The organism is Sphingobium sp. LMC3-1-1.1 (assembly GCF_040676285.1).
Taxonomy (GTDB): Bacteria; Pseudomonadota; Alphaproteobacteria; order Sphingomonadales; family Sphingomonadaceae; genus Sphingobium.
Map to the genome: position 1 here is coordinate 89344 of NZ_JBEGHQ010000004.1, position 12903 is coordinate 102246.

The 12903-nt window shown below is 56.8% G+C and carries 7 protein-coding genes; all 7 read right to left on the reverse strand.

Annotated elements, in window-relative coordinates:
- On the reverse strand, nucleotides 1-5550 hold a 5550-nt coding region (locus MRBLMC3_RS07940; protein ID WP_363827395.1), incomplete at its 3' end, for a calcium-binding protein.
- Nucleotides 5550-6413 (reverse strand): tetratricopeptide repeat protein, encoded by an 864-nt coding sequence (locus MRBLMC3_RS07945; protein WP_363827398.1) that lies wholly within the window; start codon nucleotides 6411-6413, stop codon nucleotides 5550-5552. The genes MRBLMC3_RS07945 and MRBLMC3_RS07940, both read right to left, overlap by 1 nt.
- The gene (locus tag MRBLMC3_RS07950; protein ID WP_363827400.1) at nucleotides 6410-6934 is read right to left on the reverse strand and encodes a toxin-activating lysine-acyltransferase; all 525 of its coding nucleotides are present in this window, start codon (nucleotides 6932-6934) and stop codon (nucleotides 6410-6412) included. Before MRBLMC3_RS07950 ends, MRBLMC3_RS07945 begins: the two co-directional genes overlap by 4 nt.
- Before the next feature lie 222 nt (nucleotides 6935-7156).
- Nucleotides 7157-8431, reverse strand: coding sequence for an HlyD family type I secretion periplasmic adaptor subunit (locus tag MRBLMC3_RS07955; RefSeq protein WP_363827402.1), 1275 nt, complete (start codon nucleotides 8429-8431; stop codon nucleotides 7157-7159).
- A gap of 113 nt (nucleotides 8432-8544) precedes the next feature.
- Nucleotides 8545-10698 carry a type I secretion system permease/ATPase gene (locus MRBLMC3_RS07960; protein ID WP_363827405.1) on the reverse strand — a complete coding sequence of 718 codons (2154 nt, stop codon included), beginning with the start codon at nucleotides 10696-10698 and terminating at the stop codon, nucleotides 8545-8547.
- Complete coding sequence (locus MRBLMC3_RS07965; RefSeq protein ID WP_363827408.1) at nucleotides 10698-12278, reverse strand: TolC family outer membrane protein; 1581 nt, start codon at nucleotides 12276-12278, stop codon at nucleotides 10698-10700. Before MRBLMC3_RS07965 ends, MRBLMC3_RS07960 begins: the two co-directional genes overlap by 1 nt.
- Nucleotides 12279-12281: 3 nt before the next feature.
- On the reverse strand, nucleotides 12282-12839 hold the full coding sequence (locus tag MRBLMC3_RS07970; protein WP_363827411.1) for a hypothetical protein: 558 nt from the start codon (nucleotides 12837-12839) through the stop codon (nucleotides 12282-12284).
- Nucleotides 12840-12903: the final 64 nt, after the last annotated feature.

A 12903-nucleotide genomic window follows, 5' to 3' on the forward strand; every position in this document is an offset into this window, starting at 1 on the left:
GCCATCGCCAATGTTGTAGATGTAGGTGTTGCCGCCGTCGCCACCGTAAAGGTCGTCATCGCCAGTCCCGCCCGTGATCGTATCGGCGCCACTTCCCGCATAGACCACGTCATTGCCCGCGCCCGCGTCAATCGCGAGACCATAATAGCCATCGCGCACGATGTCGTTGGCCGCCGAAACGGCCTGCGCAACCACCTGCGCGTCGAGCGCCGCACGATCCCAGATCGTACCGTCAGCAAACTGGATCTGCTCGATGCCCGTGGCCCGGCCATCCGATTGTCCCTGCAGCAGGATCGAGCCAGAGTGATCGGTGAAGCTGATCCGCACATTGCTGCCATTGCTGGCCTCCCGCGTCAGCACCAGATCGCCAGGCGTGATCCCGGCACCAAAGCTCAGCGTGTCGACGCCATCTTCCCAAAAGCCCTGGGTAATGCGGTCGTCGCCATCGCCAATGTTGTAGATGTAGGTGTTGCCGCCATCGCCGCCATACAGGTCGTCGTCACCAGTCCCGCCGGTGATGATGTCCGCGCCGCTGCCAGCATAGACCACATCATTGCCCGCGCCTGCGTCAATCGCGAGACCATAATAGCCATCGCGCACGATGTCGTTGCTCGCAGAAACAGCCTGCGCCACAACCTGTGCATCGAGCGCCGCCCGATCCCAGATCGTGCCATCGGCAAACTGGATCTGCTCGATGCCCGTGGCTCGGCCATCCGATTGCCCCTGCAGCAGGATCGAGCCGGGGTGACCGGTGAAGCTGATCCGTACATTGCTGCCGTTGCTGGCATCCCGCGTCAGCATCAGATCCCCGGGCGAGATGCCCGCGCCGAAGCTCAGCCTATCGACGCCGTCTTCCCAATAGCCCTGGGTGATGCGGTCATTGCCGTCGCCAATATTGTAGACATAGGTGTTGCCACCGTCGCCGCCATAAAGATCGTCATCGCCCTGGCCGCCGATGATCGTATCGGCACCGCCGCCCGCATAGACGATATCGTCACCCGCTCCGGCCGAAATCACCGTGCCCGACTGGCCATCGTAAATCACCTCGGCACCGGCGGTGCCTTCCCGGTCTACGATCTTCTGGCTGAGCACCGTCCTGTCCCAGGTCGTACCGTCGGCAAACTGGATATGCTCGATCCCGGTTCCACCTCCCGAATCCTGATCATTGAGCAGAATGGAGCCCGGTTGTCCTTTGAACCGGATCCAGACGTCCCGGCTATCCTGGGAATCCCGTGTGACGATCAGGTCCTCCGGCCGGATACCCACCCCTAGAACCAGCGTGTCGTTACCGCTCCAATAGCTTTCGTTGATGCGGACGTTACCGTCGCCCGCATTATAGCTGAAACTGTCCGGGCCGTCGCCGCCGCCCAACGTCTGATCCCAGACGACGGTTGCGGCATCCTTGACCGTGCCGTTGAAGCTCGGACCTGTACCCAGGCGATAAAGATCGCGAAGCGTCAGGCTCGTCCCGTCCGCAAAGCGCAGTTCCTCGATCGACCGGGAACCGTCGCTCACGTCCTGATGCTTCAGGGTCAGCTTGTCGCCGTTGGAACCGATGGTGAGGATGATGTCGTGGGGATTGGCAGGGTCATAGCTGATGGAAATGTCCGCCAGCGTGATGCCTGCGCCGAACTGAACGGCATCGATATCGACCGCCGAACCAACGTCATCGATTGCGACGTCGCCATCGCCGGGGTTGAATATATAGGTATCCGAACCATCGCCGCCGGAAAGGATATCGTGACCACCGCCACCGCTGAGCGTGTCGTCATATACCGTGCCTGCGAGGGTCTCGTCCGCCGATGTCCCTTGCACATTGCTGCCAGCGTTCTTCGCATAGATGGCGTGCGCCGCAAGATCGCTCTTGCTCCAGCTGCCGCCGGTAAAGCTGACTTCCTCGATCCCTTCAGCGACATTCGTGACCGCGCCATGCAGATCGATGCGATCGCCTGAAGCCGCGCCGTCCACGAGCAAGGAAAGGTCGATACCGGCCGAATGCGCCACAACGGTCACATCGGAGGGTGCGATTCCCTCGCCAAAATCGAGAACGTCATGTTCTGTGGTGGATGTACCGGAATCGCTCAGCTGGTCACGGCCATCGCCTGCACGGAAGATAATGGTGTCATTGCCTGCACCGCCGTCGATGACATCGTTGCCCTCGCCGCCTTCGAGATAGTCATCCCCACCGCGAGCCGTGAGCACGTCATCACCTGACCCTCCCTCCAGCCAATCGGAGCCACTGTTCATAGGATTAGCGGAAACCCCGTCTGCCCCGAGCAGATGGTCATTGCCCGAACCCCCAACGAGAACATTACCGCTCCCGCCTCCTGCATCGAGCACATCGTCCCCTGCCCCACCGAACAGCCAATCGTCCAAGGCTCCGCCAACAAGAATGTCGTTACCATCGTCCCCGAACAGATCGTCACCTGAATCTCCCGCCACGATGAGATCATCACCAGATCCACCATGGAAAACGTTCGAGATGTGATAGGAAGAATCCTGAGCGGCACCGTCCCGCACCCCTCCAGATGAAGCCGTGATTACCTCATCGCCAGCCGATCCCGTAATGACCGTCTTGGACCCGCTATCCACTGTATCCTGCAACACAGCGCCGTTGAACGTCATGACGCGCTCGCCGTTGCCCTCGCGGGATAAAGCTTCAAACTGGAAACCTACCGTTCGTGCGTCGATCTCGCCTTGATTGAGGAGGTAAGAGAAGCCTCCATCCCAATCATGCGTACTACGCTTGAGAAGGCCGATATCGCTCGCTTGTGACAGGGTGAGCAACCATTCTGCGCTGAATACCGAATCAGGCTGCGCCGCGATGAGGGCATTGATGGAAGCAGAGTTATTGAGATAAGTTCTCAATCGTTGCGCAACCGACAAGTTGCCAACCAAGGTATCAAGACCAAAATCAACTTTTGTGGCATCTCCGTCAACGGTACTTGTCTGAATGCCCAGCGCAATCGTGTTATAGAATGCGCGTTTTTCATAAATGTCGCCGCCAAGGAATTGCATCTCCCTGGCCGCGCGCATGACCCCATATTCGACTAGGTCTGACGCGGAAGCGAATTTGAGGCGATTATCGCTCTCGGTGCCGTCTTCCCAGTAGATAAAGGATTTGGCGCGCATGCCATAGGAACCGGCCTCGACCGCCCCGCCGTTGATAAGCTCGCCGCCAATGGCATCGACGATGCCGTTAAGAGAAGTCGCGGCACTGTTGCCAAGCTGCCGGGCCACAGCCTTCTTACCTCCGTCCTTCTTCCAGACGTTTTGTACGGCGAATTGCCCCGTGGAGGCATTATAGCCGACGATTGCACCAGATTCCGGCTTGCCGGTGAAAAGACCGCCAATCAGACCGCCAATCAGATCGCCGAAGAAGGCACCTATAGCCGACCCAATGAAGGGGATTGGGATCGCGCTTCCAACCGCAGCGCCTATGGCGCTGCCGATCTGAGCACCGATCTGCTCACCGACCTCATCCCAATTTGCAATCTCCTCGGCCAGCTTGTTGCCAACGAAACTTCCCGCAGTGTTGGCCAAGCTAGCTGCATTCAGACCCTCAAATGCATAGTTTCCGTCAATGGCATTTTTGAGGATTGTATCGACGACCTGCCCGGCCTCGGTATTGAGAAGTTCTCCAGGCAAACCATTGATGCCGATCGCATCGACGAGCTGGGCGGTGAGATAAGAACTCACCGCTCCAGCCCCTGCCGATTTCAGATTGTTGAGAAACTCCTGACCCAAGCCATCGAAAGCATGGGATAGGTTGTCGGCTGTTGCCGTCCCGCCATCAAATGCGAGTGTGTTGAGAACGTCGCCGAAATTGTCGGCAATCGTTTTCAGTGCAGCAGACGTCACCGTCTGCGTCAGAACGTTGTCGCCGGCGATATAGCGGCCAAACGTATTCGCAAGAATTTCGGCGGCATCGACAAAGTCGATATTGATTGGGGAATCGGTCAGTCGGATGGTCGTTGGGCCATGGGAATCCCGCGTGATCGTTAGATCACCATCTCTTGTCTGTGTAATGCCTGTATAGTTATGAGAGCCGTCCGCAAAATTAATGTCCCATTCCTGAGAAATATCGCGGCCATATGCATCTTGTCCGGCGCTTATTCCAAACCTTCCTACCTTACTGCGTGGATCAAAGGATATAAGGACGCTGGAATGTCCCGATATTACAAGATTTCCCTGTTCATCAAAATGTGCAGAAAGGATCGCGTCATCAATTTCAGACGTTATGCCACCGCCCGTAACATTTGTATCCATACCTATAAGAGAAGATATGTCATCATATGCCAGAAGAGGTGCTGCATTTGTAGACTTCGCGATCATGGCAGCAATCTGTGTCGCTGCACTACCAAGATCGTCACCAGAAAGATGGATTGATACTCCATCTTTAACAATAGTGATACCAATTACATTACCATCGGCATCTACAGTCGCGGTAACTGAATCGGTGCTTACACCATCTGAGGCCGTTTCTCCCCAGATTACCGAGGTGGTGGCTCCTGTGGGATCTAAAGGATCGTGTACAACGACCCGCGGAGTGCCCCTCGCAGAAGTGTTAATCGTGGCTTGCTTTCCGCTGGAAGTATCACGGATAATGCATTGAGTTGCCTGATTGCTTTGGAAGTCACCGATATATGCGGCGAGCGCAGCGCTAAAGGAAACGTTCGAGTTCGAGATACCGATTGCTTGGGCATCTACGGTCAGCACCGCATTGCTGGGCTGGGCACACATGAAGGCAAGAGCTGCAACGCCGTATTGTACCGCGTGGTTGTTAATGGCGTCGGGTTCTCGGCTGCGCATAAGTCCAGCGCCAGCAGCCACACTCGCATCACTCAGGCTGATGAGACCATTCGATTGCACCGGAATATTGGGGTTCAGCGCACCAGTCGCACTATCAATGAAATAACTGGCATAACCGGTAGAAGAAGCTAGTTTTTGTAAATCTGATGCCGTAACGGGTTGTCCGGAGCCAGCAAAGGAAGTTATTAAGTCATTATAAGCACTAAAGCTTGCTCTAGCTTCCTCATTAAATTCCGCAGCGAGAATAGCGCTGACTTGGGCAGTAACATCAACAGGTCGAGACTGGGGCCGAGACGCTATATAAGTAGCTGCTGCATTTAATTGGTTAACATAATTTTGAGATGATGCTTGCGCGTTAATCGCATGAGCAATTTCATGCGCCGCGATAAACGTGCCAGTAAGATCGCGTTGTCCAGTCGGAAGGGTTCCGTTGCCATTCAATGCTGTAGCATCGAAAGTGACTGACCCTGTCCCTGAAACCGGAGTTCCCACATATTTCCGGCTGCGTGGATCCCAGACAACTCCTTTGGAGGAATAATATGAGTTAGTAGATGTAGAATTGTAGATGATAGATTTCAACGTGCCTTGGCTTTGCGCGTCATTAAACCGATCAACCAAGGAGGGAATGCTACTTATAGCGCTATAAAACGAATTATAATTCGACAGCGTACCACCAGAGGCGATATAGGCGTTCTTGAAAGACAAGAACATTGATTCAACTTGTGTGTTGAATGGCATTATTTTTTCTCCTGCCCATCAAGATTTGATAAAATAGCTTGCGTGATGCAGCCTTGTTTAATGTAAGGCCCCAAACTCAGAGTCGCCCCTTTTGGATCGTTGAACACCTGCGAAATGGGAGGTAGAGACATATTTTTTCTCCCGATCACAATCGATGAAGAGACTTCATGTCTTTTCCATCCATATTGCAGAAGATATGTCTCCGCCCGTTCCATACTCACACAGCGACCTACAGGTATGTCAGCTTGGAAAGACACTTCCTGAACGGAACAATTTTCTTTCCCAGTATCACAATGTTCTAATTGAAGTTTCAAATAGCCATCCAAGCCTCCGATTTTAAGATGGATTGGCTTTTCATATGCCTTTAATTCCATGGCGCGATCTATATCGATCTCAGCGACTTCAAGTAAATTTTTAACAGACGGAGTGAATTGATTAATTCTATGAGAAACGTGTACATTTTCTGTATCAGATATGCCGAATTTCTCTTTCGTCCGTCCGTCCTGTAACAATGATTTCAACCGCTCTTGAGCTAACGCGAATCCTGGAATGACCGTAGGTGGCCCTATCTCTATTGCTCGCCCGTGCTCCTCATTACCGACAGGTCCCGAATAGACATATTTAGGAATTACGTCGAAACTCGATGCTCTCTTGTACCATTGAATTGCTTTGGTCAGATTGGGCTTGATACCGTCGCCTGTTTCGTATCGCCGGCCCAATTCGTATTGGGCACGCTTGTCTCTGCGCTTCGCGGCTTTCTTTAAAGCGTCAATTGGCTGCAATCTCAAATCAGTGCCTTGGGTCACAGACTGAGTCACCGGGGCTTGGCCCAGCGAGAGCAAAAGAGCGGCAAAGAGGATCATTTCAACAATCCCAGTTCGTTAAGGCGGAGCTTTGTGTTTTCAATCAAACGATCGCGCGCATCGGCATCTACCTTGATTAGATTCTTATGGTCACTAGCTGGGTCAGTGTGAATCATCGTGAAACTGCGTCCAGCGAAGGGACCTGCGATAAGGTCAGCGACCATCAATTCAGCCTGGCGGTTTTCATTTGTCGAAAATGGCGCCACCAGTTCAATCAGCCACAACCGGTCGCCGCAATTGCAATTGTCCAACCTCAACTCATTGCTGGATTCGGACATTCCTTCGATCAGTTTCTTCTCTCGCTCTTCATCCAGATAAGCCCAAAGAGCTACGCCGAGCGGACGTTCTCCGTCACGGAAGACCGTGAATTGGCGGTTCAATATCAGGGGCATTACGAGCCATCTGAGATCAGCTATCCGGAGGTCACGATGCTGTACGGATTCACTCAACAGCCAAGTGATCTCGCCAAAGACATGGCTCACAGTCATCGGCGGTATCTTCGGCGCATCGGTGACAGTCACTGTTTATCTCCATCGAGATGCAGTTGAGCAGGAATGATCGTTGGTGGATCAGCCCCACTCAGACTTTCATATGTACTGCAAAAAACAATCGAGTATTTTTAAAATTATGGGCCAAATATAAAATTGAATCTTAAAACAAAATTAGGCTCGTTTACTGTTCACGCGAATATACGGATTCGATGCTACAAGGTGTTGACATCGCATTGTCGATTGCCGCAGTCATCATCGCTCCCTTGCTGCTTCAAGCCGAGCCTTATCAATCGGACTCATAAGGTAGCTGATAATGGACCGCCGCCCCGTGCGAATGTCCGCCGTTGCCGTCATACCAGGACCAAGAGGAACCACCCGATCGCCACGGTCGATAGTCGAACGAAGCAGGGCGACGCGCGCCAGGTAAACCGGCCCCATTTTCTTGTCGTCCACGGCATCGGTGCTGATGCTTTCAATCCGCCCCGCTATGGTGCCGTAACGCGTGAAGGGAAAGGCTTCGAGCTTCACCGCCACTTCCTGCCCACGGTGGACGAACCCCGCATCCTTGTTGAGCACCTTCGCTTCTACGGTCAGGGCGCCATAGGGCACTATAACCATCAAAGGGCGCACCGCTTCAACCACCCCGCCAATGGTATGCACGGCTAGTTGCTGCACTGTCCCATCCACCGGCGCAACAAGGCGCTGGAGGTGGCTCCTCCGCTGGGCCTTGGTGAGTTCTTCCTGACGCAGCATCGCTTCGCTCTGCGCCTTGGCGAGATCGGCCAAGGCAGTCTGTCGCGCCTGTTCACGCGTCTGGACCAGTTGCTGCCCGAACTTTCGCGCGTCCGAAAGCCCGCGGGCCTGTTGGGAGACCGCGATGTTACGCTGTCCGACCTCCGAATGCCGTTGCCGCTCCATCTCAAGGAGCTTGAGGCCGGGCGCATAGCCCTTGGCCTCCAGCCCATGCATAGCTTCCAACTCGCGATCGAGCACCGGCACCGTCCTGTCTAGGGTGCGAACCTGATCGGCGGCCGCTTGCGCATCCGACAGGGAAGAAGCGCGGGCGGCCGCCATACCGGCGACAGCGGCGTCATTTTCGGCGACTTGCGCTGCGATCAGTCGGCGCTGTGTATCAGCAACATTTGCGGGCGTGCCGGGGGGAGGCACGAAATGAACCCCCTTCCCGCTCAGAGCATCTGCGATTGCCTGGTTGCGGGCCACGTCGAGCCGGGCCGCGAGCAAAGCCTTTTCCGCCTGCGTCTGTTCGGCCGTCGAAACGGTCGGATCGAGATCGATCAGCGGCTGCCCCTTTTTCACGACATCGCCGTCACGCACATAGATTCGGCGCACCATACCGGTATTGGCCGCCTGGACGAGCTTTACGTCATCCGTTGGCATGATACGCCCCTGAGCAGAAGCAACGACATCGACCTTGCCCAGGACCAGCCAGGCGATGGTTGCAACAAAGCCAATCAGTAACACCCAGGCCGTCGCACGGCCCGTGGGCGATACAGGACGTTCGATCACCTCAAGGGCGGCCGGCAGGAAACGGGGATCGGCGCTACGCTTGTGCTCCTTCGCGCGCGCTTTGTCCTGCACAAGCGCTTCCCGCGCGACCTGCCAATGGCGGGATATGGCGTTCATGCGGCCACCCCTTGGGTAACACCCATCTGGCGACGGTGGAGATCGGCATAGCGGCCATCAAGGTGCAGCAACTCCTCATGACTGCCCGTCTCGACGATTCGCCCTTTTTCCAGCGCAATGATCCGGTCGCACTGCCGGATCGCTGACAAGCGATGCGCGATGATCAACACGGTCCTGCCCTGGGCCATCGCCTTGAGGTTGGTCTGGATGATTTCCTCGCTTTCGGCATCGAGCGCCGAGGTCGCTTCATCGAAAATCAAAATACGTGGCTGGGTCACAAGGGCTCGCGCAATCGCGAGACGTTGGCGCTGACCGCCGGACAGATTGGCGCCGCGTTCCTCGATGATCGTGTCATAGCCCTGCGGCATGCGAACGATGAATTCGTGGGCGCCTGCCAGCGTCGCCGCACCTGTCACCGCTTCCAGCGGCATGGCAGGGTTGGCCAGCGCGATATTGTCGCGAACCGAACGGTTGAACAGTTGATTTTCCTGCAACACCACGCCGATCTGCCGGCGCAACCAAGCCGGATCGATCTGCCCGACATCAATCCCATCGACAAGCACACGGCCGCTGGCGGGCGTATAGAGACGTTGAAGCAATTTGGTCAGCGTCGACTTGCCCGAACCCGACGAGCCGACAATACCGAGCGTCGATCCCGCCGGAATATCGAGATCGATATCCTCGACTGTCCATGGACCATCGAGACCGTAGCGAAATTTCACGGCCTCGAAATTGACCGAACCGGTGATCGAAGGGAGAGCCGTTCGGCTCCCCGAGCCCGGTTCGGTTGGCTGGTTGAGGACATCCCCCAGCCGTTCGATGGCGATCTTGACCTGCTGAAAATCCTGCCAGAGTTGCGCCATGCGGATGACCGGGCCCGACACACGCTGGGCGAACATGTTGAAAGCAATGAGGCCACCAACCGTCATCTTATGCGCAATCACTGCCTGCGCGCCAAAATAGAGGATCGCGGCCATGTTGAGCTTGGAGATATATTGGATCGCCTGGCTACCGGTGTTGCCAAGATCGATGACCTGCTGGCTCGCCTCGCTATAGCCTGCCAACTGACGCTCCCAGCGATCCTGCCATTGCGGCTCGACGGCCGATGCCTTGATCGTCTGAATGCCACCGATGCTCTCGACCAACAGCGCGTTATTGGCTGCGCCCCGTTCGAATTTCTCGTTGATCCGCGTGCGCAACGGCCGGGTGATCAGCGCCGCGACAACCACATAGGCCGGGATCGTCAGCACCGAAATCAGGAAGAGCTTGGGCGAATAAATCCACATCGCAACAAGGAAGACGATGGTGAAGGCGGGATCGACCAGCACCGAGAGCGACGCGTTGGTGAGGAATTCGCGGATCGTCTCCAATTGGCGGACACGCATCGCGGTGTCGCCGACGCGCCGTGCCTCGAAATAGCCGAGCGGCAATCGCAGCAAATGCCTGAACAGCTTCGCCCCAAGCTCGACATCGAGCTTCTGGCTGGTTTCGGAATAAAGCTTGGTACGCAGCCAACCAAAGACCGTTTCCCAGGTCGATACGCCGACGAAACCGATCGCCAGCACGGTCAGTGTCGACATGGTGTCATGGACCAACACCTTATCGACGACGTTCTGGAAGAAGAGTGGGGCGGCCAGCCCCAGCAGATTGAGCGCCAAGGTGATCAGCAGCACCTCGCCGATCAGGCGACGATAGCGGATAATCTGCGGAATGAACCAGCTGATGTCGAAGGACCGGTTGGTAAGACCCACATTCTCGCGCGTGGTGACAAGCACCAGTTCACCGGTCCAAATGGCCTCCAGTTCATCGCGCTTCAGCGTTCCGACTGCTCCGTCGGGGCGCTGGATCAACACCTCATCACCTGCAACACGGCCGATCATGAACCAGCCCAGTTTGCCATTGGCGAGCAGAGGCAAGGGCAAACGTTCCAAATCCTTCCAGCGCGCGTCGCGCGCGCGAGCGCGCACCCCATCCAGACCTTGCGCTATCCGAACCAGGTCACGCGATGTCACGGCCCCGTGATGACCCAGCCCATGACGAAGCTGAGCCGGATCAACCGCAATGCGATGCATGGCCAGCAGAGACGCAAAGGCGAACAGACCGCTTTCGACAGCAGGCTCGAGCGCGGAAATGGGATCGGCCTCGCTCATCAATGCAGCTTTCGATGGAAGCGCGAAACGGAGCGGCCGACGGTTCCGGCTATTGGAACATTAGGACGGGACCGGGAAAGGTTGCGCTGCACTGGCCCGGATTGCGCTGGCGCCAAGGCGGGCGCCTCACCGCTGCTTCCGGGGCGCTGCAATGTCTTTTGCCGGGCTTTCGGCGCACCTGCTTTGTCCAGGATGGCAAGGAGCGAATCCCAGGGAACGGCATTTTTGTGCTCGGTGTCTCGCAGATGCTTTGCTGGATCGTGCAGTTGGACGCCCGTCATGATGGCGCGGACTTCCAGAAGGCCGATCTGGCGCAGGAGAGCGGCCTGGGAAACATAACGGTCCCGCTGCGAACCCAGCAGTGCCACTTCGGCATCGCGGAGCGATTGCTGCGCATAGAGTATGTCGAAGGTGGAGCGCAAACCGACCCGATATTCATTGATCATGCCGTCTAGCTGGATCTCGGCGAAATGGCGCTGGTCGGTCTGCAATTGGGTCTGCTGCTCGGCTGTCGCCATCTGGTTCCACGCAATGGAAACGCTGCGGATGACCTCGCGCCGGACGGCCTCAATCTTGAAGCGATCGCTCCCATTCCGGTCCTCGGCTTGCCTCACACGGGATGCTACAAGCCCTCCTGAAATCAGGGGCACCGTCAGCACGACACTCCCGCTATAGCTCTGATCCTGATCGCGGAGACGATAAGGATCAGCCTCGCCATTAAGTGCCGCGCTTCCGCGCAATCCGAGCGTCGGCCGTCCTTCCGCCTTGGCGCCCACAATGTCGGCACGCGAGGCCTGTTCGGTGAATAGGGCCCGGGCCAATTCCGGACTTTGCCGTTCCGCCAGCGAGAACGCATCCTCCGCGCGGAGAGGCAATTGCGGAAGCGATGCTTCCTCCACCAGGTCGCCGGGATCATGGCCGACCAACGCCGCATAATCGGCTCTCGCCGCCTCCAGCGCCTGATCGGTAGCGACAACCTGTTGCCGTGCGATCGACAGTTGGGCCTGAGCCTGGGCAAAGTCGGTCAAGGTAAGTTCGCCGGCAGTGCGGCGAGCCTCGATCTCCTTCGCGATCTTTTCCAGTTCTTCAACGCTGGCCTGCCAGACCTCCAACGCAGCGCGATAACGTCGAACATCGACATAGGCTGTGATGACCGCGAGAAGCAGGTCTCCCTCCACGCCCCGCAGAACCGCCTGGCTCGAACGGATCGCAGCGATCGCACCGTCTCGCGCCGCCGTTGCCCTTCCTCCTGTATAGATGGGTTGGGCAACAATGAATTCTGCCCGGGCCGTATCCCGGTTAAACACCTCCGGCGCTAACGGGTTGGTGCTTCGCGTTGCCCGCCCCTCAATCGTGCGGGCATAGGTTGCCGTCACATCGACCTCCGCGGTTGGGCGAAGTTGCGATCGGGCCTGTACCAGACTCTCATCCGCTGCGCGCAGATCATAGCGGCTGCTCGCGAGGGTGGGATTGGTGCGATAGGCCAGCGCAATAGCCTCTGCGAGCGTCTCCCCACGGGCTGGCGCCGTTGCACCAACGGCAAGCATCCACACGCCGATTGCGGCATAGCTGCGGTACACCGATCAGCTCCGGAAACTGGCATCGGAAACACAACCTAGCCGACGGGCAGCATCGAACATCGCCTCGAAACCCCGGAGGCGGAACAGTCTGACCTTCGCCTTATCATGCAGGCGAATTGCGACGCGATCGGCATGTTGAAGCTCGCCAGCAGGAATCCAGACCCAGCCGCCGGTCGGATTATTCATGGCCGGTCCATCGATCTCGACACCTGCCGCCGTCAGAACGGTAATCCGGTCCTGCCAGCGCACCGGCTGACCATCGTCGATCCTGTACCAAGCCTCAAGCGTGTCGCGCCGGTGACCGAAGCGAAATCCTATCGCGCCCGGCTGGAAAGTGAGGCGGTGATCGACCGCCCCAAGGGCGCATCTAACCTCTTGCGTGAACGCATCCCGATTGACGCTGAGCGTCCACCCCGCGCTTTGGAAACGCTCTTCATGCGCAGCAACAGCAGAGGCGCAGCAATATGCCAGCATCGCGCATACCGCGATCCCAATTCTTCCCATGGATTTTAGCCCCGACAGACGGCTGTGATTAGAAACATCTTGCAACATTTCAGTCAAGTAGCCGAGTCATCCGATTTGGTATGAATTTACCGAAATATGTTACGGAACTCTTGCAGCGGCC